This window comes from Vibrio frigidus (genome assembly GCF_042465995.1).
GTDB lineage: Bacteria > Pseudomonadota > Gammaproteobacteria > Enterobacterales > Vibrionaceae > Vibrio.
In genome coordinates, this window is record NZ_JBCDMC010000004.1 from 107177 (window position 1) to 133952 (window position 26776).

Sequence of the window (26776 nt, forward strand, 5' to 3'; positions counted from 1 at the left end):
TCCATCCTGACAGCCTCCGTCATCCCTACAGAAGTGTGATGCTGTTTGGTTCGTGCCTAAATGCTTCGTCATTCTTGTGCAAACGGGAATCTTAGTGGGTTTAGATCCCCATTTTCATGGGGATGACGTTGGTTTTCGCGAAAATACGGTACCGATGATGTTACTTAACCTTAAAGAACTGAGAAATAGCAACAACCATTGCAACAACCAAACTCGCGGCAAAGATGATAACCAACCATTGCGGCATAGAGAGCGTTAAGAATTGCCATACAATTTCGCTGCAATCACCTGTCGCTTCAAAAAAGGCAGGCAACCATTGGTTAAGCGGAGCCCATTCTGGAAAAACAAGGGGTGAACAGGTAGCGAATATATTGTTTTGGTAGCTAACGTGTTCCAAAGCCAACATCAAACCTTTTAATGATGTTAAGGCCCAAGCCAAAATGCCCACCCAACGAATGACGAGTACCTGAGGGGCGATAGCGCCCAATAATGCCGCGACACCAATGCTAATCATTGCCACACGTTCGTAGATACACATAACACATGGGTCGAGCTTCATAGCGTGTTGAAAGGTGTAAGCACAGGCGTTAAAAAAAACAACGAAGCAGAAAAGTAGCAGCCAAGAAAGTCGAGTGCGAGAGAAAGCATGGAGAGAAGAAAGAGGGTTCACTTTATAACATCCTAAATAACAAAAGCTCTGAATCATCAGAGCTTTTTATACCGAATAAGTTCAATGGTCAATAATAATTATTAATGACCCGTTGTCGCCGCAGCGCCAATAGCATCGGCGATATGGTGTGTCAGCCAACCCATATCGTACATCCATGCCGTCATTGGTTCTAACAAGAATGTAATGCCGACCAAACCGACTATCGCAAGTACGATTGTGTAAGGGAATGCCATGATGACCATACGTCCGTATGACAATCGTACGAGTGGGGCTAGAGCCGACGTCAGCAAGAACAAGAATGCCGCTTGCCCGTTTGGCGTTGCAACAGAAGGTAGGTTTGTACCTGTATTGATAGCAACGGCCAATAGGTCGAACTGGTCACGGGTAATAACAGCGTTGTCTAATGCTGTCTTCACTTCGTTTATGTATACAGTACCAACAAATACGTTATCGGACACCATAGAGAGCACACCATTTGCAAGATAGAACATGCTTAGCTGTCGACTTCCTTCCATTGCCAATACGCCGTCGATAATTGGACCAAACAAATGCTGGTCAATAATAACCGCCACGATAGAGAAGAATACCGCAAGTAATGCGGTGAAAGGCAATGCCTCTTCGAATGCTTTCCCAAGTGAGTGCTCTTCAATAACACCAGTAAACGCAGTGGCTAGAATGATAACAGACAAGCCAATCAAACCAACGGATGCTAGGTGCAGTGCCAATCCAACGATGAGCCAAACAGCAATGATACCCTGCACATAAAGCTTAGCCATGTCTTGTTTCGTACGTTTCTTCTTCTCAGCTTGGTCATAGTCGTTAAGGATAGTGCGTACATGGGTTGGTAATTCCGTACCGTAGCCAAAGACTTTGAACTTTTCGACAAGCGCACAGGTGATCAAGCCACAGATAAACACAGGTAAGGTTACCGGTAGCATCCGTACAATAAATTCACCAAACATCCACCCAGCCTGATCAGCGATGATAAGGTTTTGTGGTTCACCCACCATGGTAGTTACACCACCTAAAGCCGTACCAACACCTGCATGCATAAGCAGTGAACGTAAGAATGAACGGTAGTTTTCTAAATCGTCACGGGTCAATTCAGAGAAATGGTCATCTGTTGTATGATCGTGTGACGTTTGGGTTCCTTTACCTGAAGCAACCTTGTGATAGATAGAGTAAAATCCAATCGCGACACTAATAACAACGGCGATAACCGTTAGTGCATCTAAGAATGCGGACAAGAAAGCGGCGGTGAAACAGAACGCCATAGAAAGCAGTACTTTTGAGCGTATACCTAACAGTATCTTGGTGAATATGAACAGCAATAACTGTTTCATAAAATAGATACCTGCAACCATAAAGATAAGTAGCAACAATACCTCTAAATTATTTTCCAATTCATGCATCACCATTTGAGGTGACGTCATGCCAATTGCGACCGCTTCAATAGCAAGCAAACCACCCGGCTGGAGAGGGTAACACTTTAGAGCCATCGCTAGTGTGAATATGAATTCAACGACAAGCATCCAACCCGCTACAAAGGGGTCGACATAAAAAAATACGATTGGATTGACGACGAGAAAAGAAATAATGGCTAGTTTGTACCAGTCTGGCGCTTTGCCAAGGAAGTTTTTGATCAAAGCGTTCCCGAGTGAAATCGGCATGTTAATACTCTTACAAGTTAATAAATATTCTTCTATGCTTGTATCGGTAACTATAAATGTACGGTTAACGGCGATGTATTTTTGGGTGAATGGGGTTGTTTCCACACCAATAAAAAACCGCTAACTATTACAAGCACTTCCTATCCTGAACTGGGAGACCTTTCATTAGATAACCTTACACAATAGTGCAATAATAACTAATACGTTATCCCACAATGGGGATGAAATCGTCAGTCCAAAACCTCGCACAGCATAGCATGTAAGTTACGAATTTTTACAATTTTATTGATATGTTGAATTGCAGGTATAAAAGAGGAAATTTTTTATATAATCACTATATTTTACAACGAGATATTAAATCGACTTTGTAAAGTTGACGGACAATAATTTTACAAGAAACTGCTTGTTTTGTGATAACGAAAACGTTTTCGAACAAAACTTAGAGCCAACGACTTGTTAATGTGTATTTGCTTAAGTGTTAACGTAAAGTTAAAGTCGTTGGCTAGGTACGGCTACCAGATTTCGCTCAGAGTGCAAGTAGTGGTATGATGAGTCATTCGACCTAACAATAATGAATCGGACAAACTACAACATGGTTATACGGGCAAAAAGTCCAGCAGGTTTTGCTGAGAAATACATAATCGAAAGTATTTGGAATGGTCGCTTTGCGCCGGGGTCGATCTTACCAGCGGAACGCGAATTGTCAGAACTCATCGGAGTAACTAGGACGACTTTGCGTGAAGTTTTACAGCGCCTCGCAAGAGACGGATGGTTGACCATTCAGCATGGGAAACCAACGAAAGTGAATCAGTTTATGGAGACATCCAGTCTGCATATTTTGGATACATTGATGACGCTGGATTCTGACAATGCCAACAGTATTGTAGAAGATTTATTAGCGGCTCGTTCTAATATTAGCCCTATTTTTATGCGCTATGCGTTTAAAGCAAATAAAGAAAGTTCAGAAAAAACGATTAAAGGCGTAATCGAATCATGTGAGAGCTTGCTTGCCGCAGAAAGTTGGGAAGCGTTTATTGCTGCCTCTCCTTATGGTGACAAGATCGTACAAGCGGTTAAAGATGATGGTGAAAAAAATCCAGAACTGCGCCAAGCATTATTGATAGCAAAAACATTTAATTTTTATGACTATATGCTTTTTCAACGATTGGCTTTCCACTCGGGAAATCAAATATATGGGCTTATATTCAACGGTTTGAAGAAATTGTATAACCGAGTAGGTAACTTCTATTTTTCACACTCAGAATCGAGAGAGTTGGCATTAAAATTCTATCGTGAACTTTTGCAAAACTGCGAAAGTGGAGCAAAAGAAGAGCTGCCTTTACTCATCCGTAACTATGGATTAGAAAGTGGCCAGATCTGGAATGAGATGAAAACATCTTTGCCATCCAATTTTACGGAAGACGATCATTAATGAAGTAACCTTGCTTCGTTTGTCGCCATATAATAAAAAACGTCTACTTAACTAGGCGTTTTTTATTAGCATTTATCATAAAAATAATTATTAATATGATAGTCACCTCTGCAATCGCCAAAAATAAATTCATGTATATTAACTCATATCTGCATTCCCACGCGGAACATAAGAACGAGAAATACTGTGCGTATTTGCTCTCCGTTATATTTATTTGGCGTGCTTAGCATATAGTCTGCTTAATTTTATTTCCCTGCTATACCGAAAAGATTTTAATTATTTAGAATGAAACTAATTGTATAAATCTTAAATGGGTGAATGCGTGTTGGGAAATAAATTGATGTTAAGTCGAGCAAAATGGTTGGGGTCAATATTCTTAATTGGCTTTATGTCGTTTGCTGTCGGTTGTAATGGTGGGTCGGACAGTGGTGACGACTCTTCCGGTTCGGAAGGGGATCTTATTGTTACCCCAGTAAGCCCCCAGATTTATGCGGAAGATATTTTTGTTAATATCATACAAGATAATGACGTTCTTATTCCTATTGAACAGCGCGCATTCCGTTCAGACGGCAAACCCGTTCAATTAGACGATGTTAAGTTGGTGGATAATAATAACCTCCATTGCAACGACGTCAGTTTCACCAATGATGAGATTTATGTTAGCTCGCGCACCAGTGGCGTATGTGTTTATGAATACTCGGTTAACGCCGTCACGTCATCATCTGGCTTATCATCGACACATTCAGATGCGGTTGGTTCAGATTCGCCCCGTTCCGATGATACAGAGGTCAATTCTAAGGTATCAGCTCACGCCTATATTGTGGTTCAGCCTAAAGACGTTGCGTTGAAAAGTTCAAGCCCTCTTCCTATTATTTCTATGGTGGCAGGTAGCGCCGACCTAGTGATCGATATTGAAGACAAGCTTGGGTCCAGTTTTCCTACGGGGGCCACGATTGATGTTGCCGTGACGGTACTCGGCGCTGGCGTAGCCAGTGTCAATACGACGGATAAAACAATCACGTTCTCTGGCGGTAATACGGGCGTGACTCGATTGATTTATTCTTTGACCGGAACGGACGGTTCTGTCTATTTAGGGGTTATTGATATCAGTATCTCGACACCGGGTGCCAATTCAAACCCCGTGTTCACGGATTTTGAATTTAACGGGTCAATTAGCATTAACCTTGAACAGAGCGAATTGACGGGCACAATTGATGTCGCACCTTATATTTCAGACCCTGACAGTGGACAGTCGCCTCAAATTATTGACTACAGAGGGTTTAATATTAGCCTAACAGCACCGGCTTCCGAACCGTCTAGCCTAACAAAGTTTGATTTTAAGGTGAAGCTTGCGGGTGTGTACTACGTTTCTGTGACCATTAGCGACCACCATGGCGGTTATACCACCGGTCTTGTCGAGATAAATGCCAAAAACATGTTCGCGCCTATCACGGTAAATAACATGATGTTTTTACCGCCTATTTCCTTTGTGGAAGCGCAATATTCTGGTTTTGCCTATACAGGCAGCTATAAAGAAACCACCGCAACAGGGCCTAAAGATTTTGAGATGGCGTTGATGACGTATGATATTGCTGATGCGATCTGTAAATCAAAAGGTGGGCTACTACCTACTGAACAACAGATGGAAGCATTTGTTGAACAAGAGAAGACAGATAATTTATGGAGTACCAGCAAAAAGCAATGGCCAATTGGAAAACCGTATTTTACCCAAAGTACATCCGGTAATAACGTCACCATGGTCACCTTTAGTAACGCGGGCCTTCCTGCGTTAAGCACGGAAACCAGCGTCCAAAATGCGCTTGGTTATGTGTCTTGTGTTGACATGACGCCATTCAGTTTGTCGATAGACAATGACAGCATCTATATTGATGTGACCGACACGCTTACCGCGTCTTTCGAGACTTCATTTGGTCTTAAATACCCTTACGAAAAACCGTTAACATGGTCTATCACCTCTGGCCAGGCGTATGTGACCTTGGAAAATATTAATCAAGTTACCGGCGTGTCAGAGGGTATAACCAATTTTAAAACAATCAACTACACCAATGACCTTAGCGCAACTAAAGCGATTCCGGTGACAGACCAACCGGTGTTGATTACCGATGTTGTGAATGGCATCGTGAATGAAAATGTTCCGTTTACCTCGGCTAGACCTACTGCTAACCAACAGGTAACGTGGCGTGTTACGGGGACTGACGCAGCATTGGTGACCATTAACACGTCTACCGGTGTGGTATCGATGATTGCTCGTAATTACGAATACCCAGACGATGATAACGGCGATAATGACTATAGCTTTAACGTTACAGCAACAGCCACATCAAGTAATGAAAGTGCGTCAAAAGCAATGACGATCACCGTTAATAATGTGAAAGAAGTCTCGACCATTGTCCTAGACAACGTGGCGGATCGTACGGTTAATGAAAATAACAGCTTTACATCACCTATCCCAACGGCGACGGGGGGCGTTAGTGTGATTACTTGGTCGGTAAGTGGTAGCGACGCCAACCAAGTGACTATTAATAGTTCAACCGGTGTGGTGAAAATGGGGGCAAAAGACTTTGAAAATCCGGTTTCTAGTGATGGAAGCAACACTTATAAGGTAACAGTGACGGCCAGCGATTCTGATGGTAATAGCGAGTCGACGTCAGCCAACATTACGGTTCTGAATGTCGATGAAAACGCAACGATTATTATTGGCAATGTTTCCAACCGAAGCATTAATGAGAATACGGCGTTTACGTCACCTAAGCCAACCGCTACGGGTGGGAATGGTGCAATTACATGGTCGGTAAGAGGTAACGATGCGGGCAAGGTGACTATAAATAGCTCGACGGGTGTGGTGACGATGATCGGGAGGAATTATGAAGTTCCGGAGGATAATGGTAATAATAATGTTTATAACATTACGTTAAGAGCGACCGACAACGACGGAAATAACACAGACAAAGCGTTCACGATTACCGTTAAGGATGTTAAAGAGAGTTCAACCATTACCTTGGGTAATATTCAAAACGAATCGGTTGATGAAGGGACTGCATTTACCTCAAAAACGCCAACCGTCAGTGGCAATATTGGTAAAGTCACGTGGTCTGTAAGCGGCAGTGATGCAAGCCATGTGAGCATCAACAGCTCTACGGGTGTGGTGACCATGGTGCCAAGAAACTATGACAACCCAGTCGACTATGGTAATAACAACACCTACTATATTCAGTTAAGGGCCACTGATGCTGATGGTAATGTTGGCGGTAAATACATGACGATTACGGTTAACCAGCTTGGTGACGGGGGTTATTCTGGGGAGGGTAGGGGTAACTACACCCCCGAGCTATGGTACACCGACGCCTATGGTCCAGAGTTTAATGCTCCGTATTGTGACAGAGCGAAAAATGAGAGTATTGATTTATGGCAAGTTAGCCTATCTGAATTAACTAGTAATCCGCCGCCAAGGCATGTATTACAAGCAACGTTTGATGAAGGAGCCCCCGGATTTAAAATGCCAGTTCTGATGCATGATACTGGGAATAAGATCTATTATTACAAATATGGACAGTTTACTCTGAGTACAGCGGGCCATTCTTCTTCCACCTATACCAACACCCCAATGAAGATTATGTGTAAGTATAGGAAAAAGTAAGAGTGAGTGCACTTCATCTGATAAAGCCACCATGGCTCTTTTGGATGGAGTGATTAATAAGTAAAAAAACGAAGCCTCTTTTCTTTTTGGAAAGGGGCTTTGTTGTGTGTGGTGATGATGGGTATTTTTGCTTCGAAATGTGCGAGTTGGCGCGCTATGCCAAAGCCAACAATAGCGTCATTCCCTTGAAAAAGGGAATCTACTTAAAGCGGGTGCACAATTAAATCTCGATTGACAACTCTAGGGCAACTTTAATTGGCATCTCAAATGATGTTTGATTTGATAATGTTAAAAGCAGTTTTCATGGTGCCTGTTATTGGATTGTTATGGGCCGCTCATAAAATGGGTGAAGAACAGAAGAGGTTGTCTCATAGAAGTGAAGTAGATGGAGTAACGGAAGCGGATCTTGATTGTGACCATGAAGATCATAAGTAGTAATGCGTGGACAATGTTGAAGAACATTCCTTTTATATGATTCTGCATATTAGTGTTCCTTATAAATCAGACTAGCGTGGTTTATTGAAAAAAAGCTGTGTGTCAAATTTGCCTCATTGTGGGATGAAAATTAAATAAGTGCCAGCTATGTGCCGGTAAACGGCCCGCTGACCCTGAGTTTCAGTTGAGCGCACGAAGAATCAAGGACTAGAAATGGTCGCTGGGCAGCTATTTGATAAAGATAGTTTTTCCATAAAGGACATACTAAATACAAATACACAAACAACAGCGAAGATATCAAAGAGAGCTGTCATTACTGGCCTTTACTCGACATTCGCGTTTGTTTGAGTAGGGTGCGACTTGCGAAATTCAGTGGGAGTTTTGCCTGTTTCCTTTTTAAATACTTTATAAAAAGAGGAACGCGCATTAAAACCAACTTCCAGAGCGATGTTTAACACGGTATCTTCATTAGCGATTATTTTTGGCTTAGCTGTTTCAATGCGGCACTTATTTACAAAATCGAAAAAGTTTGTTCCCATGGTTTCATTTAATGTTTGGGATATATAGTTCGGGGAAATAGCAACATGCCGCGCAAGCTTATGCAACGTTAGGCTTGAATCCAAATGTAGTTGTTCTTGCGCCATAGTAGCGTTAATTTTCTCTGCAATACGCTGAGCCTGCTCTGTACTAAGGGCAGAGCGCTCGTATTTTCTATCAATGGCTGAATCTGAGTTCACAGGTGTAGATACATCAGATTTATCATTTATATATCGCCCTTCAAAACCAGGTTTTTGTCGTAGTCCCCAATAAGCCAATGTCCAAACCAGAATCAGTAATAATGTAAAACCAAACCTATATCCAAACAAAGAATCGTCTTGAGCTAATGTTGACATCAAGCTTGTAAAGGCAAAGAACCAAGTGCCTGCGATTATAAACAACAGCCAACTCAACCAACCTAGTTCTCGCTGTTCATTGCTAGCGAACAAGTCCTTCAGTTGCTTCCTGTATTTAGAGAGTCGAATGATTATCCGGATAACATAGTATCCAGACTGCACAGCCCAAAGTAACATTGCCAAAAACATACTTACGACTACAACAAGTGAAAATCCGGCATCAATATCCGCGCCATCACTAAATATAGCCTTACGCATTTCCAGCGGTAAACTAATTATTAATCCCGCGACAGTTAGGCCCAAGATGAAGGGAACGAACTGAATAGCGTGCCTAGGTTGCATGCGCCAAGGTATCTCTGATGTGAGTCCTTCTACATAAAGCCAAAACGTCGGGCCAAGGAGAAGCCATGCCGGAAATATTGACGCGATATAAATCGTGTCCCATGATGGAGTTAATAAAAAAACTACGGGTCCTAGCGTGATAACACCACTAGCAACAAAGAAAATCGCAAGAGGGAAATAGGTTCGGATAAGGGACGCGCGAAATAAGAATTGAGGCAGACAAAAGCCAATTTGCCCAAGTGTTATCATTGCAACTGCAAGCACAACAAGATCTTCCAAGACCACTTCCTCTCATTTATGTTTTCGTTTGTGATAAAGCGAAATGATTGTACTGACTCTCGCTCTATTAAAATACGAAAATGTGTCCGTCCTTATAGTCTCGGACGACTTAAACGCCTATAACTGCGAGAATTAGACTCAGTCTTGTACAGTTGCAACAGCGCGGCAAGAAAATGTTGGTGGCTTTCAAAGTAAAAGTCAACATAATATACAAGGAAATTCTACAGTGATTGTTCTTCAAAAATTGGGTGGTGTTGCCGCACTATTAGAGGCTATTTTATACATGTCGGCTTTTATCTTCTTTGGTGCTTTTTGGGACTTTCCTACGGAGGTTGGTGTTGCACAGCAATTAGCTTTTCTAAAGGAAAATCAAGTTACCTTAACTATCCTAAATATTTTTCTGTACGTAGTATTTGGAATTTTTTTAGCTTTGTTAGTGCTTGCCCTTCATGAGCATTTGAAAGGCTATGCTCCGGCGCTTTCAAAAACTGCCTCAGTATTCGGTTTTATATGGGTTGGTCTTGTCATTGCGAGTGGAATGATCGCAAATATAGGGTTAAAAACAGTTATCGAACTCTCAGAAAAAGAGCCAGAGCAAGCTAGGTCAGTCTGGTTAGCCGTTGACTCTGTAGCGGAAGGGATAGGTGGTGGAAACGAGATAGTGGGAGGCCTGTGGGTTCTATTGTTAAGTATCGCAGCTTTAAAAAACAATGTTCTATCTAAAAAGTTAAACTACCTAGGTTTATTTGTCGGACTTGCTGGAATTTTCACCATTTACCCTGCTGACATACTGACAGAAATATTTGGTTTAAGTCAGACCATTTGGTTCGTTTGGCTGGGGCTTATAATGTTGTTAGAGCCTTCAGAGTTCACAGAGAGTTTAAACTTAGATTAACTATTTGAATCGTAGCAGCTAATTCAGGGTTTTATACTTTACCGGATGCATCTGTTAGATTTCCATTTGGCATGGGGGGGACTTCGGTATCTCAAAAAAAACCCATAGGTCATTTACTAATAAGCTAGTGATTTTGCTTGGTGAATTTGATGATAAAATCGAAAAGCTAGGTACCATGCTTCATACTCCAGGCGCAGATGCGCAAGGTTTTGGACGTTTTGAGCGTGGTAAATATTTTTATAGTCATAGTCGTAAGATGGCAAAATCAGCTAAGACCCCTTTTCATTGGCAGCTAAAATTGGTAGAGGGCGTAGGGCATGACTATAAAGAAATGGGTGTGGCTGCTGCTGCGTTCTTATATGGGCAGAAATAATTCCCATAACAAAAACAGTCAAGGCGACGCAAAAAAGTGGCGTGCTTGCTGTAAGTTTTGCCTTCCCATATTTCACCTAATCCGTTACATTCTAACTTAGTAATATAACTGACTCGCATTTGTCCAGAAGTGTGTTGATGAGATCATCTGCAAACTGTGATCACCAAGCGATTCATTTATTTCTTGAAGCCACTTAAAGTAGATATCTTCACTATTAGACGTAGCTATAGAAACACAATGATGGAGTATAGAGGTGTAGGTTAAGATATTTAAGCGTAGGAAGTTACGCTTGAGATTGTCGCCATGGGATGAATATGTAAAGCCACGTTTTTTAGACGTGGCTTTTTTTAGATATCGATATCAGGAACTTAAGCGATAGCTCCAGTGACTACGACTTTGCCTTGAAGCGCTCAGGTGCTGAACAACCAGATAGAACCAAAAGACCAGCAAGTATACCCAAGTTCTTAATGAAGTTTTGCATTTCATGCGCCCCTTCTAAGCCTGAATAATTCCAAAAATCATGCAACGATACATTAATCACTAGCACTAACCCTGCTAGCAACAACGCAACAAGCCATGTAAATCGGTTTGCAATTAATAAAGCGGCTGCGCCAATCTGAAAGATACCAGCAAGCCCCAATAACACAGGAACGAATGGCATATCATGCTTTTCCATCAATTGGATATGCATATCCCACGACACAAATTTCATAATGCCTGGAACCAAAAAGTACAATGCTAAAAGTACGCGGCCAGCGGTCAACAATAGAGTATTCACGTTATTTGTTCCTAATTACAGTGATAAAAACGAACTAATTATAATGCTTTGTCATTCACAGTGATTTTTACATCAATATTACCTTTAACTGCATTTGAGTAAGGACAAACTTGGTGTGCTGTTTTGACTAATTGCTGTGCTTGTTCTTCTTCTAACTCTAACGTTACAGCCAGCGCAACTGTTAATGCAAAACCGCCTGTTTGGTTTGGACCTATACCAACTTCAGCCGTAACAGGTGCTTGAGCTAATTTGATTTTCATTTCACGAGCTACGTGAATGATCGCATTTGAGAAACATGCAGAGTAGCCCGCGGCAAATAGTTGTTCTGGGTTAGTTGCTTCGCCCGTTCCACCCATTTCTTTTGGGTAGCTCAATGCGAGATCAAGCATGTTGTCATCTGTAGTTACTTGACCATTACGTCCTGCTGATGCTGTTGCTTTCGTTGTATATAGAGTTGTCATGATGATGTCCTTCAGATTGAATACGGTAATAAATATATTAATAGCTAGCAATTAAATTGCGTGCAATTTATTTTCCGCAAGTATAATTCAAACAAAAGGGAAAACACAAGTACATTGTGTGCAATATATTTTTAACAAGGTGAATCCTTCTAATGACACCAATACAAAAAGGCGTAATTCAACGCGTCTTTACACTGCCTTTGAAACATACTTACTTACAAATAAATTTGATAAATTAAAAAATAATTGAGTTTTTTTCCAAAAAAACTGTATCTTGAAGTTGTTATTGAGAATAAGAGGTGTTTCCTATGTCACATTTTGAATTAAGTCATAAACCAGCCACCAAAATTTCTGAGAAAGTGGCCTATAAAATCACTCAGATACTGAAGTTTACGCTCAACATTTTCTACGGAAGCAAGTATGCCAAGCGTGCTGTCATTTTAGAAACCATCGCTGCTGTTCCCGGCATGGTCGCTGGTATGTTCAACCATATGAAAGCTTTAAGGCGCATGAAAGACGATGAAGGTTGGATCCGAGAATTATTAGATGAAGCAGAAAATGAAAGAATGCATTTAATGATATTTTTGGATGTTGCTAAACCGAGCTGGATTGAAAGAGCTCTGGTTCTTATTGGCCAAGGTGTATTTATATTGGTTTACACTGTAATTTACCTATTGTCCTCAAAAATTGCTCACAGAGTCGTCGGTTATTTTGAAGAAGAGGCTTGTAAAAGCTATACGGAGTATCTTGGTAAAATTGATGACGGAGAGGTCGAAAATATTACAGCCCCTCAAATTGCTATCGACTATTACCAGCTTTCAACAGACGCAACGTTATACGACGTCATTTTGAGGATCCGTATGGATGAAGCCAAGCATCGTGATAAAAATCATTCATTTGCAGATGCTTATGAAAAAAGAGATTTACCTGCACATCAATACTAACGGTTATCTGTATTGAGTAAGTACCACGATAATAAGTGTCTTTTGAATGATATTTAATATCGTGGATACTTTATAAATCGACATTTACTAAGAATGAACAGTATAGTTGTCTTATCACCAGTCAATAATCGCGCTACTTACTTCACTGCAATACAAAAACTCACATCCGCTATGTGCGTTTCCATATCATAGCTATGATAAAGCTCAAAACAGACACAAGTTCGATCATCATCCCACTCGAACTGCTTTCCCGCTTCTCTAAGTAATTGCTGCCACATCAACGGATACTCAGATTTATCATTAATAACTTTCCGAATAAATGCATACCGCCCTCCATCAAAATGCGCTTTACTCACGATACCGGTAATCTCAGTGTCATCTGGAACTAACAAACATATATCCGTTCTGCAATCCTGTGGGGATGTTACCTGAGGATCATCTCTGTAAACAAATATCCATTGGCTATCCGCCACTCCCTTTTCCTCGGACCATTGGTACAACTGCTCACAAGGTAATTCATAATTTTCACCATAGGGGCCAGTCACACGCTTGTAAGCGAGTGCTGATGGTTTAAAAAGTTGAGTTTCCATAAAATTACTTCCTATATTTATCAGCGGTCGAGGTTAAAAGTATAGGTTAGTTTTTAGGCTTTTTCGTTTACACATTATTCTTTGTGGATTGGCGATTTAGCATATAAAGCCCGTACCAGTTCCCTGTAGTATTATTGTTATTGTAGTTGTTGAGTGAACTTGGCCTGCTTTTTCTCATGTTAGCGGTTGATAATCATTTCTAGTAATGGTGAAAGCAACGGCAGAGAAAGCAATAATGTTAACATCGAAGGAATGGCATCTTTCCAAGTATCGAATCTGAAATGGAAGTACATTGCTCCGACAGAAGTCAATGTAATTAAACCCGCACCTATAGCGCTTAGTAATAATTCTTCCGTAATCATACCCACTAGCATTCCTATCGCACCAGTAGCTTCAATTAGCCCAACAACAACCATTGAAGCTCGATTGAGGCCATACTTATGAAAGAAAGCTAACTGCGGTTCAAATATGACCTTAACCCATCCCAATATTTTAATGGAACTTGCAAACAGAAAAAATGCAATTAGCACCGCTTGAATAATCCACATAACTTTATCTCCTCATCAATTTAGTATGGTCATTTAAGCATTCCAATTACGTTATTAGTAGACTATTATTTGACTTATTATGATTCCAAAAAGGAATGCTAGTGAATAAGATCCAATGCCTAACAGTTTTTATCCGTGTTGCTTTCCATGGGACATTCACTGCTGCTGCAAATGAACTAAATATCACTCAAAGTGCTGTTAGTAAGAAGATTGCTTGGTTAGAGCAAGATATTGGCATCACTTTATTTCACCGCCATGCTCGCGCAATCAGTCTTACAAATAGTGGGAAACAATATTTGAAGTTAGCAACAAAGTTGACTGAAGAGTTAAGTACATTCGAATCTCAACTAAGGCAAGAGCAAACATTTGTAACGGGTACATTGAAACTTTCAGTACCCAGTGGATTTAGCGTGCGATTACTTTCTTTTGCACTCAATGATTTTATGAACTTGAATCCAAACTTAACCGTTGATGTGTCAGTGTCAGACAAGTTTATTAATTTAGTCGAGGATGATATTGATATTGCAATTCGAGCAACCTACCTCAAAGATTCTGGATTAAAAGCCAAGTGGTTAATGGACAATGAACTTGTCTATTTTGCATCTCCTAATTATTTAGCCAACCATCCACCTATTGTCAAAGTAAGTGATTTGGAGCAGCATAAGTGCCTTACTTATGCTTTATCGAAACCATCAAATTTGTGGCGATTTAGTGACGGAACAGACGAGTTGAAATTAAAAGTACATGAGTGTATTAGGAGTGATAATCCTGAAATGTTGGTGAAGATGGCAAAGCTTGGTCAGGGTGTGACTGCAATGCCTAGATGGATGATAGAAGAAGAACTGAAGTCAAATACGCTAAAAATAGTATTGGGGCAGTATCAACCCGCTAAATTGCCAATGTATCTGATTTATAAAGATGTTGAACACCAACCTCAGAGTATTCGTTCTTTTATAGACTTCCTATCTGATTACTTCTTTCAAAATGAACAAAGACAGAAGAGTACTAAATAACTGAGAAATAACTGAGGACACACACCTCAAGAAATAACTGAGGACACACACCTCAGAAATAACTGAGGACACACACCTCATGTTCACGTAAGTCATTGTTAGCTTCTGTCACTGAACTCCTCTCCTTTAAAACTTTCATTTTATTGATGCTAAATTGTCCATGATGAATGGCAAATATGTGTGATGCGCATCACATATAAATCGTGAATAATAGCGTCATCGAGTGAAAGGGGCAGTTACCCCAACAAGTAGTCACTCATTTTTAACAGACACTTTAAGGGTAAATAAAATGAATAAATTAACAGCTCTAGCCGCAACTTTCCTAATCAGCACAACGGCATTTGCAGGTACTCAAACGGTTTATAGTGAAGCAAACCTATCAACAGCCAGTTTTAATTCTAAAGCCGCCGCATATGAAGCAGGTTTTGATTACGTTGATGCATTGGAAACAGCGACCCATTCTGAATTGCGCTTTAAATTGGCACCCATTGGAGAAAATACCGTCTCCAATCTTAAGTTGGACGACACGGTCGTGACGATTGAAGAGTTCTCTGAAGCTCGTGGTGAAATATCTTACCGCGCTATCGTCAATGTTGATTATCACTTCGATGCCCGTGATAACAACAACGACTAATACCACGCTGTTTTAACCATTTAAAAGCCAATAGATCTCGGTATGTTGGCTTTTTGTCATTGAGTGTGTCATTAAGGATGTCATTAAGGACACACGCCTCAAGTTTCAGTAAGCTACTTGTCATAACCTACCGGCCATAGTCATACCTTCAATCTGTATACTCATACAGTTTATTGGGTGTTTAATAGAATTCGAGGAGGGTTACATATGCATGAATACTATTTTAAACCCTCTTTTAAACCTTGATCAATCAGTACAAAATGAAAAAAAATCGGATAACACGCGGAGGATGATGGGCAATATGTGCTAACACGACTTTACCTTAGAAAGGTAGAATTATATTTCTATAAAGCTATATTATTCAGTTATTTATGGATGTGTTGGTAGGTGTATTGAATGGCTAGGTCCGTGCTGCACGGTATTGAATTGTTATGCGACAGTTAATATAATCAGATGTGGCTATTTTTAGAGACAGATAAATAAGTTGAGACTTAAGTACATTTTCACTTTACTTCAACTTAACTTGAGGTATTAAGCTTTCTTTAATGACAAAAAGGAAGCTTAATATGCAAAATAACTATGTAAAAGAACTCGCAATTAAAACATACCAAGAAGAGCCTGAAGTAGTGTGTGTTAGTGCTAAGCAGCGAAGTTTCCATACGCCTAGCTTTTTCTCGGGCATATTGTTTTCAGCCATCTTGATTGCTTTTATATACTAAGGCCGTCGGTGACTACAAAATGAATGAGATAAAGTGATAAAAGTCGCATAACAGACTGTTTAAGCAGGCAGACAACGTGTGGCATGTTTAGTTTGGTGTAATCGACGCGTTGCTTCAGGCTAAGCATTGCGTCTGTCTGCAACTTAACAGGGCGTTACTTTACTCTACCTAATTTAATCCATGAGTCCCTAAACTAACAAAGTTACTGACTCACATTTGTCCAAAAATGAATTGAACGAAATTTTAAGTAAACTCGTTTATACCCTTTTTTGTTTTAGCGAATTAAAATATCTATTGTGATTACAGCGTTAAAGATATATTGGCAATGACTTTTTAGTCGTGACTTGTCTTACTGATAAATGAGTATGGATATCTTTTACGCTGATTATTTTATGTAACTTCCTTGTAAATGCCTCATAACCTGCCAAGTCTGGTGTGGCAACTTCTAACAGGTAGTCATATCCTCCAGAAACGATATGCCCATTGATAACCTCTTTCATGTCAGAAAGCACATATTCAAAATTTTTAATCGACTCTTCCTGGTGATTGCTTAGGCTCACTTCAACAAAAAAAGTCATCGCTATTCCTACTCGACCTTTGTTCAAATTCGCCTGATAATCCTCAATATAACCTTCATCCTCAAGGCGCTTTAAACGTCTTGCACAAGGAGAAGGAGAGAGCCCAACTCGCTCTGACAATTCAGCTGTAGAAAGACGCCCCTCTTTTTGAAGCACTTCCAGCATATGACGATCTATTCTATCCATACTCGATCCTTGGCGATTTAAAGCAATAATTAAATATAATGTAGTTGAATTAGCTAATGATGGCCAATTTTATCAAAATGATTGCCTAATAAATGCGTCAATTTTGATGGATAATCTGATAACAGATTCAAGAAAGCAGGTTTTTTGTAAATGGAAAAGGTTATTCAGTCAGAAACGAGTAAATTGAGTCTCAACGATATATCACCATTAAAAAATGGGTATATAGTTATGATTATGGTTTTGCTGATTTGGTCGGGATTTTCACTTACCGTTCGTGCTATAGGTGCCTCACCTCTCAGTATCGCCGACGTCGCGTTGATAAGGTTTGCTGTGCCTTTAATACTTTTGGCTCCGTTGGTTCCTTCTCATCTGAAGGCAATAAAAAAAATCCGTTTCTCAGATGTACTATTGATTTTACTTGGAGGAGTACCATTTCTTTTTTTGGCTTCTTTGGGGGCAAAAACGACACCTGCCGCTTATGTTGGAACAGTATTGGCGGGGACTCCACCGTTTTTTGTTGCTTTGCTCTCTTACGTTTTTTATCGTCAAAAGATCTCAATGACTCAAGTCTTTTCATTGTCTCTCATACTTGCAGGCATTGTAACAATGGTCTTAGATCGCACCATCAATACTTCAAGTGATATAACGGGAGGTATCTTTTATTTGCTGAGCGCTGCTGTGATTTGGGCTGGATACACAATGGGGTTAAAGCGTGCAGGTCTGAACCCGGTTACGGTAGCAATTATCCTCTCCTACTTATCATTTTTCATTACGTTGGGATTAATCTATTTTGAGTTAGTCACAACCCATTTTGGTTCTTTTTCTTTTCAAGAAGCGCTCCCATTTGTATTAGTTCAAGGGCTGGGCGTTGGTATTCTGGCGACGATTGGTTACTCGTATGCCGTGAATCAATTGGGCTCTGACAGATCCTCGATTATAGGTTCTATTTCACCGGGATTAACCGCTTTACTTGCCGTTGCAATCTTTGATGAGCCGTTATCAATAGTTATTCTATGCGGGATAGGTCTCACAATAACGGGTGTCATCTTATCCAATCGCTCTTAGAGGTTTTATTTAAGGAAAAATAAAAATATGAGAGTTACAGAGGACATATATGATTACCTTTGTTGTTGATTCTGAGTAACCTTAATCACGGCACATTTCGATACCAAGGAAGAGGTGACAGTCTCATTACATACCTCAAGTTTCAGTATATTTTAATATGATTGCTTCAGGAACATGATGTTCCCGCAAGTGCAAAGCAGCCTTATTAATGAAGGCTGCTTTCTCATTAAAACAGAAATGCTGGAACCTTGAGTATTGCCTAGTTCACTTGGTAGAACAACTAAGGACTTACATATCATATTTCGAAATATATGTCCTCATTAAGCTTTTTTAGTAGATTTATTCTTCGTTTTGCCTTTGTATGCGCTAATATCAGCTTTTTTTGGTTCGCGCCATTTTCCTCATTTGTGATGGATTCCTGCTATCTAGGTTGCTTGGTTTCCTAAGTATCCAACAATGGATCGGTGAAGGGGGCGCGTAGATTAATAAAGGAAGTAGTTATGTGGTCTATTTCATCTGTAAAAGTAAATTCGAAACGCACAACATGTTATTACGTCTGTGATGGTCTGCCATTGGGTGAGGCAAGAGGAGAAAAAGGGGGGAGTTTTCGCCTGATGATCAATGGTCTGGGTTTTGTCGACATTAATGATATAGGGCATCAACCTGATGGTGAACACTACTGGGCTCTCGATTTGAATGGGCAGCGTTATTGGTACGGTGATCAAGGAAATATTGAATTTGTGATTGAAAACGATGGTTCATTTCTGGCAACTGGTCACGGAAATAACACCTCAGGGCAGCTACAAGCATTGCCTGCTGTGACTCCCGAAGTTGTGGCCTTATTTAAGGAAATGATGGATAAGAAAATAGTGCCTTATCAGAACCCTCCATCGGGCACGACTAAATCAATTGAAGAATTAAAGATGTTAGGTAAACAAAATTACCCAGGTGATCCTAACGGCTTTGATTTTGCCATGTGCTTATATGACTGGACCAGTCCAGATTTTATTCGGACAGATGCGTTTAACCAATTTGCGTATAGCGCAATAAAAGGTTTCCCTTTAGATCTTGGTTCATTGGCAGAAACGATTTGGGCGTGTGATTATCCTAGCTGTACAGCAAAAGATGCTAATTTCATGAACATGTTCTTGATGAAACCAGCAAAATCAGAAGAAGACGTTCGTAAACAACTTGAACCTGTCGCCACACAAATTCAAAAATATGCCATTGCCGAGACCACACTTCAGATTAATGCACTCCTTAAATTACCTAAAGTGTCATCAAAAGAATACCCACTTTTGTATCGAGGAGGCATGGCAATATCGGGTAATACATTAAAAGATTTTGCCCCTTCACTGCGTGAGTATCCGGGCAACGCAGGACCGATTACAGAACCACTTACTTATCCGTTTGAAGATGCTTTAGATGACATGTTGAAACCGGGCTCTATTATTACACTCAAAACACCATGGAGTTTTTCAAACGACTTAAATGGAGCGAAAGTTTGGCAAAGAGGGGTGCTAATTACTTGCAAGCCTCCAGAAGAATACGATGAGTGGCCAGGTGGAGCAGATATCACCGATTTTTCGCTGAACCCTGATACATTTGAAGTAAATTTTCCGCCGAATACACGGTTTAAAATCGAATCTTATGAGTGGATAGTTATAGAAGGTAAACCCGTTTGTCATTTCACTATGATGATGCTCGGTTATTATGGAGAGTAGCGTTTTGAGGTGGGTGCGCTCGTCATTTACGTGCCACCCTAATTGACAGAATCAAACCTCGCACTGGTGCATCGTGACAACGCACCGTATAATCGCAGGTTCATCAAAGACAAGGTAATGAAATGAATATTTGTGGTGTTGAAATTAGTGGAAATGACGCGATTGTAAGCCTGCTATCACTATCCGATGGGGTGTTTACTATTCCCGATTGCCGAGTGGCTAAGGTATCCATAGGCGATGCAAACGACACTCAAAAAATGAAAGACTTTCAGTTTTCGTTCGCTAAATTGATGCAAGATTACAAGATTGATCGTGTGGTGATCCGCCAACGCCAAGCAAAAGGTAAGTTTGCTGGTGGTGCGGTCGGTTTTAAGTTGGAAGCGGCCATCCAATTGATCGAAGATCTTTCGGTCGATGTCGTTGCGGCTAGCGAAATTAAAGAGCGTTTGAAACGAAACCCACTTGCGGTACCGTTTAAAGAGACAGGTCTAAAGCAATATCAAGAGCCCGCATTTTTTGTTGCCTATGCATGCATAATGAATTCAAACGAGTGATCGTTGCTGCTGCCTGAAGTTAAGAAAAACTAACGAGAAACTAGCGAGGACACACACCTCTAATTTCAAGGCGTATGTCCTCGTTAGTGTTATAAAAGTAATCCGCTATTTTTAGCTAACTCAGCCTACGATACGAAAATAATGCGACGCTAGCCCAAACCATCGCTCGAAAAATAAGAGCAAGAACGGTGCGAAGTTCGTATTCTTCTCCATTCATAATGTGCAATCCTAATAACCCCAAAATTAAAACAGTTAGAATGGCAATACTAGCTGACATCCATACCACCCAACGTTGACGAAACCCTATCCCTATGCCCGCTATAACATAAATAAATCCTGCCAAAAAATTGAACCAAACGACAAACGGAACATAGTGACCAGCTGCTTGGGCCTTCTCTTCAATAAATAAGACGGAACCACCAGAGATGACAGTAAGGACACCAAATGCGGTGGCAACAATCGCAACGGCAAAAATTCCTATCGTATGTTCATATTTCATAATGGCATCCTCTGTGGGTTTATAATCGAGTGAATACTTCACGACTAGATAATTACCGAGCCCAGATGGTTTGGTAGAGGTGATGTCACACTGATACTTCTTGAGTATAAAGCACAGACTGAAACGATGTTGTGTGCTGGATAAGGGTTTATCCGAATGTAAACGTTGACAGAACTCACGAGGACATACGCCTCAGGTTTCAATGCGTATGTTCCCGTTAACTTCCACCGCAAAACCTATTGCCTTTAAAACTTTCATCCTATTGATGCTAAATCGTCCATGATGAATGGCAAATATGTGTGATGTACATCACATATGAATAGTGAATAATAGCGTCATCGAGTGAAAGGGGCCGTTACCCCAACAAGTAGTCACTCATTTTTAACAGACACTTTAAGGGTAAATAAGATGAAAAAATTAACAGTTCTAGCAGCAACTCTCCTAATCAGCGCAACGGCATTTGCGGGTACTCAAACGGTTTATAGCGAAGCAAATCTATCAACAGCTGGTTTTGTTTCTAAAGCCGCCGCGTATGAAGCAGGGTTTGACTATGTTGATGCATTGGAAACGGCGAGCCATTCTGAGTTACGTTTCAAACTGGCACCCATCGGAGAAAATACGGTCTCTAATCTTATGCTGGACGACACAACGGTGACGATTGAAGAGTTTTCTGAAGCTCGCGGCGAAATCTCTTACCGCGCTATCGTCAATGTTGATTATCATTTCGATGCCCGCGATAACAACAACGACTAATATCTCGTTTTTTTAGAATTTGAAAAGCCAACAGGTCTCGGTCCGTTGGCTTTTTTGTCATTACGTATTTTGATTGAGTCTTATGTGTTATCAGAAACGATATGCGGCTGTTGCACCAACTACCCACTGATTGGCACTGTCTACAATTGGCGAATCGGATATTTTGTCACCAAGATGAGTGTAAGCCGTTGTTTGCGTTAGTTCCCATCTATCACTGATTGGCATAATTAGCTTGTAACCAAGGTTGTAAGAGATATCAGCGCTACCTTTGTAGGCCTTGCGTGTTTGAGTCGCTTCTTTATTTTTTACACCGAAGTAGTAATCCACGTAATCTTCACTCTGGTATGTCAAACCTGCAAATGGAACCAGATCCATACGTCCAACACTCATTGGAAGGAAATATGTCACACCTGCCAAGTAACCATCGTATGTGTCTGTCACGTCTTGTTGGAAGTACGTAGAAATTGTACCTTGAGATAGCGCAAAGTCAGCATTGATACCCAGATCCAAACTGGCTTTACGTTTGTCCATTCCTTTCAAAAAATTTGATGTATCTTGGTCGTATGCCAGACCAGATGTGCCTATGTAGCCACTCATGTTGAACATGTCACCAGTGTTACCAAGGAAACGGTAGTTAATGCTTTGCAGTGTCGCATTGAAGTCTTCACCCTGGTAACCAAAATTGCCCAGTAGGGTTGCGTTGTGTTTTTGATCCTTAAACAAATCACTTGCACCCGCAGCACCTAACTCAGCAATCCAGCTGTTTTCTTTGGTATAGATGTTACCGTTTCGAATGTATGTATCACCGGCCGCATGTACTGCAGTAGCGGCAACAAGAGTAGAGATAAGAATGGTCAGTTGTTTCATAATTTTGTCCTTGTGTTAACTGGTTATGAACACTGTACAGAATAAGTTGGCCTGACAATATATTGACCTTGTCAATCATCTGTCACTGTTTGTCAGACTCATCCGACAAACAATCGAGCCGCAGAGTAAATTTCGCACCACCCAATATACTGTCTCCAACTTCCACCTGACCACCATGTCGTTCAGTGATAAGTTTAACAATTGCCAAGCCTAAACCGAATCCCGTGTTGGCTTTGTTTCGGGATGGGTCCGCACTATAGAAAGGGTCGAAAATGGAAACCCAGTGATCGCTAGGTATCCCCGGACCGTCGTCTTCGACAATAAACACCACTTCTTCATTTTCCATCGTCGCGGACAACTGAATGTTCTGCTCTGCATACCGCAGAGCATTAGAGAGCAAATTATTGATGGCACGTTTGAGTAAGGCTCCATCGGCTTCGACAAAAAAATCTTCAGCAATGCGAAGGTCCACTATCACTGTGTTTTTTTTCGGTAATTTGCTTACTATACCTTTGAGGTAAGGGTTACATTCAAGTCTTTCTATGTTCAATACAGAATCTGGACGTTCAACTTTGGCGAAGTAAAGCAGGTCATCGACCATCTGTTCCATCTCTTCGGTATCTTCGATAATACTGGCGATTTTCTCGTGCTGTTGCTGAGTTAAGTTCTCGTCTTGTAGCATCTCAGCTTGCCATTGAATCCTGAAAATCGGCGTTCTTAAATCGTGCGCGACCGAATTAGTCAGTGAGCGGTTGCTCGTAATTAAGTAAGAGATTTTGTTCGCCATGTAATTAAAACTCTCGTTGAGCGAACCCACTCTATGTCTACTGCTTGTAGGTGCTCTGAAATTAAAATCACCTTGGGCAAATTTCATGGTGGCAAGTTCAAGTGAGTTGATTCTGCGACTGAGAAACCAGATCATGCAGGATGTGTAAATAAAAAAACCGCCTAAGATAAAGCCAAGAAGAATAACATCATCAAATTCAATCGCTTTACGAAGGTACGATTCTTCATCAGGTTGAATATGATAGACAGTGTCGAGAGATGAGAGCATAAACCAGAAGTCCCGTTCATCATCGTAATAAGTAAACGGATACGCTCTGTCATTATTCAAATGGTTTTTTACTTCATCAGGAACGTCTGAACGAGGAAATTCGGTGAGAGTCTTGATGGTATTGTTGACATAATCGCTTAGGACAATGAGGGCTTTATCTTGTCCCTGACTATCCGAGATTGTCATTAGCATGTCTCGAAATGCGGCGCCTTCCAGATCTTCAAGTACATACTCATTGTCGGTATTGAGTTGATTAACTATGGTGTCATACGCAATGATACTCGCGAAGAACAACACCAATAAGCCGAAAAATGCCTCTAAATAGAACCGGCGCATACATCATTATCCTCACGTTTTCTTTTAACTATCTGGTACGAACAAATACCCTTTGCCTCTTACTGTGATGATGCGCTTAGGTGTAGAAGAGTTATCGCCAAGTTTTTTTCGCAGGTTAACTATTTTGTTGTCTATAGTACGGTCTAGGCCATCGTACTCTATACCTCTTAATGCCAGTGTTAGCACTTCCCGTGACAATACTTCATCAGGAGAACTTGCCAGTATCCATAACAGGTCGAAATCACTGTCAGGCATGATGACCTGAACGCCATCAAGTGAGCAAATTTTACGTGCCTGGTTCAGGCTTAGTTGACCATAGGCTAAAGTATTCGTCGACTTCGACGCCACTTTGGCTGTTTGTCCAACTGCCGAGTTACGCCTGAGCAACATACGAATACGTGCTAACAAGACTCTCGGTTTGATCGGTTTATTTACAAAGTCGTCGGCACCAATCTCAAGTGCCGCCACATGGTCAAAATCGTCATCACTTGCCGTCAACATTAAAACTTTACCTGAATACTTGGCTCGGATCTGTCTACAAATTGTCAGACCGTCCATACCAGGCAACATAAGGTCAAGTAAAAGGATATCGGGTTGTTGTTCGACAATGGCATCAATTGCGTTTGTACCATCTTCAAATGCGGTCACTTCGAAATCTTGTTTAATGAAATACTCTTCCAACATTAAGCGAAGCTTTGCGTCATCTTCGATTATAAATAGGGATTGCAAAGGGTTCATCGAGATATTTAACCAGAGTTCTGAGATTGAAATGAAGTCATAGTATCGCAAAGCAACGTAAATTACTTTACCTCTAATAAGCGATCTTATATGAATGCTTGAAAACCAAAAAAGCACGAAGATAGAGATAACCACAAGGGGTGGTTTTAAACAGAATTTGATTTAATTGTTGATGTTGTTAAACAAGATAAAATTATTATGCTGAACCAAAGTCGCAATCTAAATAGCGGAGATTGGCTTACAGGTAATTAATATTGTAACTATACTCCTACAAATTTCATCAGAAAATGCGAATTATGGATATCAAATCTCGTTTAGTCATCCTTGGGTTTACCTCTATCCTTGGCATTGCAGCTATTCTTGGTATTTCGATTAGTTTCTCCGGTTCCGTTGGAGAGCTAGCGAATGCAAAAACTCAACTCTCTGAGCTTGAGGTTAGGTTACTTAATTTACGTCGTAACGAAAAAGATTTTTTGTTGCGGAAAGATGCCAAGTATTTATCTAAATTCCAAGACAATGCTGCACTGTTTGTGGACATTAATCAAAACATTGCAGCCACTCTTTTAGACTACGATATTGCCTACCCAGATCGTTTAAGTTCTGACCTTGATATATATATAAATAAGTTCTCTTCTTTAGTTTCTGCTTCGCAAGCTTTGGGGTTAAAAAGAGATCAAGGATTGTTAGGAGAATATCACTCTGAATATGAGAAAACCATGGACTCAACTTCTGCAAAAGGAGGGTTGGCTCTAAATAACTTCGATAATGCGGTTAAACAAGGCCGTTTTGAACCTCAAATATTACAAGATTTTAGTTTTCCAGCGCTGATTACAGCCAGTCAGGAAGTGATTAATCAAATTCAAATTATTGGTCTTCAACATGATCAGGGTTTGATGGGAGAAGTTCGGCAAGCATCGCATCAAATTGAAGAACAGTTCGAGCAAGCCGCTACAGCATTGCAATCTGGCGTTAGCAGTTATGAAAAACGCCTGACAACAATTCAATGGGGCATTACAAGTGTCATCATCCTTGTCATTGTATTAGTGATTGTCCAAATAGTTTGGTCTATAAACATCATCATGAACAAACTGCTAAAGACGATTCAAATGATTTTAGAAACTAACAACATGGCGATGCGAATTGATATTTCTGGCAAAAATGAGTTGGCAGTGTTGGGTCGGTACTTCAACAATTTGTTGGCGAACATCGGAGAGTTGGTTTCTGGCTCTCAGATTAAAGCCAAAGGGCTCTATAGCAGTACTGAAAGTATGCATAGTCAACTTCAAGGTGTGATCGAACAGTTCAATATTCAAGCTCAACATACGAGCTCAATGGCGACATCTGTTCAACAGATGGTATCGACTATTGGCGAGATTTCGGAAAGTACAGCCGTTGCAACTGAAGGCGTTCAACAAGCGTCTTATAATGCTAATGAAGGTCGAGAAGGGGTAAGTGCAACGGTTGATAATATTAACGAATTATCATCAACGCTATCTCGCAGTCAGGCATCAATAAGTTCACTAGACCAGCGTGTTGCTCAAATAGGAGGAGCCGTAGAGATGATTCAGGGCATAGCAGAACAAACAAACCTATTGGCTCTGAATGCCGCTATTGAGGCTGCACGAGCAGGGGATCAAGGACGTGGTTTTGCTGTGGTTGCTGATGAAGTCCGCAATCTTGCCAGCCGCACTCATGATTCAACTCAAGAAATTACGTCGGTAGTGACAGCAATTCAAAGTCAGATGTCGGCAGTGGTTGCTGATATTGAAACCTGTAATAAACAAGGCGAAGAAACCAAGCAATTTTCACAAACCTTAGATAAAAGTTTTTCCCAGATCATCACCGACATGAGTAATATTCAAAGTAACTCAGAACGTATCGCTTCGGCCATTGAAGAGCAAGGAATTGTAATGAATCAAGTCAATGAGTCCATTACGGAGCTGCAAATGATTTCAGATGACAATATGGTGTCGGCTAAACAATGCCTTGAAGAGGTTGATAGTGTACAAGCGCAAGCAAAAGATATGGACCATGCAGTAGCACAGTTTAAAACAAATACTTAAACTAACGAGGAAATACACCTCAGAT

The 26776-nt window shown here is 40.7% G+C and carries 26 protein-coding genes; 14 read left to right on the forward strand and 12 right to left on the reverse strand.

What is annotated here, in order from left to right; all coding sequences use genetic code 11:
* Positions 1–160 precede the first annotated feature (160 nt).
* Positions 161–706: a disulfide bond formation protein DsbB gene (gene dsbB / locus AACW90_RS08120; RefSeq protein ID WP_390233046.1), complete on the reverse strand. Its 546-nt coding sequence runs from the start codon at positions 704–706 to the stop codon at positions 161–163.
* 44 nt (positions 707–750) lie between these two features.
* The gene (gene nhaB, locus AACW90_RS08125; protein WP_390233048.1) at positions 751–2340 is read right to left on the reverse strand and encodes a Na(+)/H(+) antiporter NhaB; all 1590 of its coding nucleotides are present in this window, start codon (positions 2338–2340) and stop codon (positions 751–753) included.
* A 592-nt stretch (positions 2341–2932) separates the two neighbouring features.
* Here nhaB and fadR point away from each other — a divergent pair.
* From fadR to AACW90_RS08140, 3 genes are all read left to right on the forward strand, one after another.
* The gene (gene fadR, locus AACW90_RS08130) at positions 2933–3772 is read left to right on the forward strand and encodes a fatty acid metabolism transcriptional regulator FadR (RefSeq protein WP_195704996.1); all 840 of its coding nucleotides are present in this window, start codon (positions 2933–2935) and stop codon (positions 3770–3772) included.
* 322 nt (positions 3773–4094) lie between these two features.
* Entirely contained in the window at positions 4095–7430 is a 3336-nt protein-coding gene (locus AACW90_RS08135; protein ID WP_390233050.1) for an autotransporter outer membrane beta-barrel domain-containing protein, read from the forward strand.
* 285 nt (positions 7431–7715) lie between these two features.
* Positions 7716–7865: a hypothetical protein gene (locus tag AACW90_RS08140; protein WP_390233052.1), complete on the forward strand. Its 150-nt coding sequence runs from the start codon at positions 7716–7718 to the stop codon at positions 7863–7865.
* Between the two features lie 323 nt (positions 7866–8188).
* On the opposite strand, the gene AACW90_RS08145 is transcribed toward AACW90_RS08140, so the two are convergent.
* Complete coding sequence (locus AACW90_RS08145) at positions 8189–9379, reverse strand: helix-turn-helix domain-containing protein (RefSeq protein ID WP_390233054.1); 1191 nt, start codon at positions 9377–9379, stop codon at positions 8189–8191.
* Between the two features lie 226 nt (positions 9380–9605).
* Here AACW90_RS08145 and AACW90_RS08150 point away from each other — a divergent pair, with 226 nt between their 5' ends.
* The gene (locus tag AACW90_RS08150; protein WP_390233056.1) at positions 9606–10274 is read left to right on the forward strand and encodes a hypothetical protein; all 669 of its coding nucleotides are present in this window, start codon (positions 9606–9608) and stop codon (positions 10272–10274) included.
* A gap of 133 nt (positions 10275–10407) precedes the next feature.
* Positions 10408–10647: a hypothetical protein gene (locus AACW90_RS08155; protein ID WP_390233058.1), complete on the forward strand. Its 240-nt coding sequence runs from the start codon at positions 10408–10410 to the stop codon at positions 10645–10647.
* Between the two features lie 388 nt (positions 10648–11035).
* Here the strand turns inward: AACW90_RS08155 and AACW90_RS08160 are convergent, their stop codons facing one another.
* On the reverse strand, positions 11036–11425 hold the full coding sequence (locus AACW90_RS08160) for a DoxX family protein (protein WP_390233059.1): 390 nt from the start codon (positions 11423–11425) through the stop codon (positions 11036–11038).
* A gap of 38 nt (positions 11426–11463) precedes the next feature.
* Positions 11464–11886: an organic hydroperoxide reductase Ohr gene (gene ohr / locus AACW90_RS08165; RefSeq protein WP_390233061.1), complete on the reverse strand. Its 423-nt coding sequence runs from the start codon at positions 11884–11886 to the stop codon at positions 11464–11466.
* Between the two features lie 308 nt (positions 11887–12194).
* Here ohr and AACW90_RS08170 point away from each other — a divergent pair, with 308 nt between their 5' ends.
* On the forward strand, positions 12195–12830 hold the full coding sequence (locus AACW90_RS08170; protein WP_390233062.1) for an alternative oxidase: 636 nt from the start codon (positions 12195–12197) through the stop codon (positions 12828–12830).
* A 137-nt stretch (positions 12831–12967) separates the two neighbouring features.
* Here the strand turns inward: AACW90_RS08170 and AACW90_RS08175 are convergent, their stop codons facing one another.
* Together AACW90_RS08175 and AACW90_RS08180 are read right to left on the reverse strand one after the other, a co-directional pair.
* A complete protein-coding gene (locus tag AACW90_RS08175; protein WP_390233064.1) occupies positions 12968–13420 on the reverse strand; it encodes an AraC family transcriptional regulator in 453 nt (150 codons plus the stop codon).
* A 179-nt stretch (positions 13421–13599) separates the two neighbouring features.
* Complete coding sequence (locus tag AACW90_RS08180; protein ID WP_390233066.1) at positions 13600–13968, reverse strand: DoxX family protein; 369 nt, start codon at positions 13966–13968, stop codon at positions 13600–13602.
* Positions 13969–14069: 101 nt separating this feature from the next.
* On the opposite strand from AACW90_RS08180, the gene AACW90_RS08185 reads away from it, so the two are divergent.
* The 3 genes from AACW90_RS08185 to AACW90_RS08195 all read left to right on the forward strand — a co-directional run bounded on the left by AACW90_RS08185 (position 14070) and on the right by AACW90_RS08195 (position 16334).
* Positions 14070–14981 (forward strand): LysR family transcriptional regulator, encoded by a 912-nt coding sequence (locus AACW90_RS08185; protein ID WP_390233067.1) that lies wholly within the window; start codon positions 14070–14072, stop codon positions 14979–14981.
* 289 nt (positions 14982–15270) lie between these two features.
* Positions 15271–15615, forward strand: a complete 345-nt coding sequence (locus AACW90_RS08190; RefSeq protein ID WP_390233069.1) for a DUF3316 domain-containing protein — start codon at positions 15271–15273, stop codon at positions 15613–15615.
* 566 nt (positions 15616–16181) lie between these two features.
* Positions 16182–16334, forward strand: a complete 153-nt coding sequence (locus tag AACW90_RS08195; protein WP_390233070.1) for a hypothetical protein — start codon at positions 16182–16184, stop codon at positions 16332–16334.
* Positions 16335–16642: 308 nt separating this feature from the next.
* Here AACW90_RS08195 and AACW90_RS08200 read toward each other — a convergent pair whose 3' ends face one another.
* Complete coding sequence (locus tag AACW90_RS08200; protein WP_390233071.1) at positions 16643–17098, reverse strand: Lrp/AsnC family transcriptional regulator; 456 nt, start codon at positions 17096–17098, stop codon at positions 16643–16645.
* Positions 17099–17248: 150 nt separating this feature from the next.
* Between AACW90_RS08200 and AACW90_RS08205 the strand changes: the two genes are divergently transcribed.
* The 3 genes from AACW90_RS08205 (at position 17249) to AACW90_RS08215 (ending at position 20441) form a co-directional block, all read left to right on the forward strand.
* The gene (locus AACW90_RS08205; RefSeq protein WP_390233073.1) at positions 17249–18163 is read left to right on the forward strand and encodes a DMT family transporter; all 915 of its coding nucleotides are present in this window, start codon (positions 17249–17251) and stop codon (positions 18161–18163) included.
* Between the two features lie 500 nt (positions 18164–18663).
* Complete coding sequence (locus AACW90_RS08210) at positions 18664–19887, forward strand: hypothetical protein (protein ID WP_390233075.1); 1224 nt, start codon at positions 18664–18666, stop codon at positions 19885–19887.
* A 122-nt stretch (positions 19888–20009) separates the two neighbouring features.
* Positions 20010–20441 (forward strand): DUF3010 family protein, encoded by a 432-nt coding sequence (locus AACW90_RS08215; protein WP_390233077.1) that lies wholly within the window; start codon positions 20010–20012, stop codon positions 20439–20441.
* A gap of 115 nt (positions 20442–20556) precedes the next feature.
* On the opposite strand, the gene AACW90_RS08220 is transcribed toward AACW90_RS08215, so the two are convergent.
* Positions 20557–20940, reverse strand: coding sequence for a hypothetical protein (locus AACW90_RS08220; protein WP_390233079.1), 384 nt, complete (start codon positions 20938–20940; stop codon positions 20557–20559).
* A gap of 408 nt (positions 20941–21348) precedes the next feature.
* Here AACW90_RS08220 and AACW90_RS08225 point away from each other — a divergent pair, with 408 nt between their 5' ends.
* Positions 21349–21693: a DUF3316 domain-containing protein gene (locus AACW90_RS08225; protein WP_390233081.1), complete on the forward strand. Its 345-nt coding sequence runs from the start codon at positions 21349–21351 to the stop codon at positions 21691–21693.
* Between the two features lie 90 nt (positions 21694–21783).
* On the opposite strand, the gene ompV is transcribed toward AACW90_RS08225, so the two are convergent.
* The 3 genes from ompV to AACW90_RS08240 all read right to left on the reverse strand — a co-directional run bounded on the left by ompV (position 21784) and on the right by AACW90_RS08240 (position 24688).
* Positions 21784–22560: an outer membrane protein OmpV gene (gene ompV / locus AACW90_RS08230; protein ID WP_390233083.1), complete on the reverse strand. Its 777-nt coding sequence runs from the start codon at positions 22558–22560 to the stop codon at positions 21784–21786.
* A gap of 82 nt (positions 22561–22642) precedes the next feature.
* Positions 22643–23950 (reverse strand): ATP-binding protein, encoded by a 1308-nt coding sequence (locus AACW90_RS08235; RefSeq protein ID WP_390233084.1) that lies wholly within the window; start codon positions 23948–23950, stop codon positions 22643–22645.
* Between the two features lie 24 nt (positions 23951–23974).
* On the reverse strand, positions 23975–24688 hold the full coding sequence (locus AACW90_RS08240; RefSeq protein WP_390233085.1) for a response regulator: 714 nt from the start codon (positions 24686–24688) through the stop codon (positions 23975–23977).
* Between the two features lie 296 nt (positions 24689–24984).
* Between AACW90_RS08240 and AACW90_RS08245 the strand changes: the two genes are divergently transcribed.
* Positions 24985–26751: a methyl-accepting chemotaxis protein gene (locus AACW90_RS08245; protein WP_390233087.1), complete on the forward strand. Its 1767-nt coding sequence runs from the start codon at positions 24985–24987 to the stop codon at positions 26749–26751.
* The last annotated feature ends 25 nt before the right edge of the window (positions 26752–26776 follow it).

Coding starts and splice junctions, on each gene's coding strand:
- AACW90_RS08200 (WP_390233071.1), bottom strand. CDS start 17,098: ATGGATAGAATAGATCGTCATATGCTGGAAGTGCTTCAAAAAGAGGGG.
- AACW90_RS08210 (WP_390233075.1), top strand. CDS start 18,664: ATGTGGTCTATTTCATCTGTAAAAGTAAATTCGAAACGCACAACATGT.
- dsbB (WP_390233046.1), bottom strand. CDS start 706: ATGATTCAGAGCTTTTGTTATTTAGGATGTTATAAAGTGAACCCTCTT.
- AACW90_RS08175 (WP_390233064.1), bottom strand. CDS start 13,420: ATGGAAACTCAACTTTTTAAACCATCAGCACTCGCTTACAAGCGTGTG.
- AACW90_RS08180 (WP_390233066.1), bottom strand. CDS start 13,968: ATGTGGATTATTCAAGCGGTGCTAATTGCATTTTTTCTGTTTGCAAGT.
- AACW90_RS08235 (WP_390233084.1), bottom strand. CDS start 23,950: ATGCGCCGGTTCTATTTAGAGGCATTTTTCGGCTTATTGGTGTTGTTC.
- AACW90_RS08215 (WP_390233077.1), top strand. CDS start 20,010: ATGAATATTTGTGGTGTTGAAATTAGTGGAAATGACGCGATTGTAAGC.
- AACW90_RS08170 (WP_390233062.1), top strand. CDS start 12,195: ATGTCACATTTTGAATTAAGTCATAAACCAGCCACCAAAATTTCTGAG.
- ohr (WP_390233061.1), bottom strand. CDS start 11,886: ATGACAACTCTATATACAACGAAAGCAACAGCATCAGCAGGACGTAAT.
- ompV (WP_390233083.1), bottom strand. CDS start 22,560: ATGAAACAACTGACCATTCTTATCTCTACTCTTGTTGCCGCTACTGCA.
- AACW90_RS08225 (WP_390233081.1), top strand. CDS start 21,349: ATGAAAAAATTAACAGTTCTAGCAGCAACTCTCCTAATCAGCGCAACG.
- AACW90_RS08205 (WP_390233073.1), top strand. CDS start 17,249: ATGGAAAAGGTTATTCAGTCAGAAACGAGTAAATTGAGTCTCAACGAT.
- AACW90_RS08245 (WP_390233087.1), top strand. CDS start 24,985: ATGGATATCAAATCTCGTTTAGTCATCCTTGGGTTTACCTCTATCCTT.
- AACW90_RS08240 (WP_390233085.1), bottom strand. CDS start 24,688: ATGAACCCTTTGCAATCCCTATTTATAATCGAAGATGACGCAAAGCTT.
- nhaB (WP_390233048.1), bottom strand. CDS start 2,340: ATGCCGATTTCACTCGGGAACGCTTTGATCAAAAACTTCCTTGGCAAA.
- fadR (WP_195704996.1), top strand. CDS start 2,933: ATGGTTATACGGGCAAAAAGTCCAGCAGGTTTTGCTGAGAAATACATA.
- AACW90_RS08190 (WP_390233069.1), top strand. CDS start 15,271: ATGAATAAATTAACAGCTCTAGCCGCAACTTTCCTAATCAGCACAACG.
- AACW90_RS08220 (WP_390233079.1), bottom strand. CDS start 20,940: ATGAAATATGAACATACGATAGGAATTTTTGCCGTTGCGATTGTTGCC.
- AACW90_RS08195 (WP_390233070.1), top strand. CDS start 16,182: ATGCAAAATAACTATGTAAAAGAACTCGCAATTAAAACATACCAAGAA.
- AACW90_RS08140 (WP_390233052.1), top strand. CDS start 7,716: ATGTTAAAAGCAGTTTTCATGGTGCCTGTTATTGGATTGTTATGGGCC.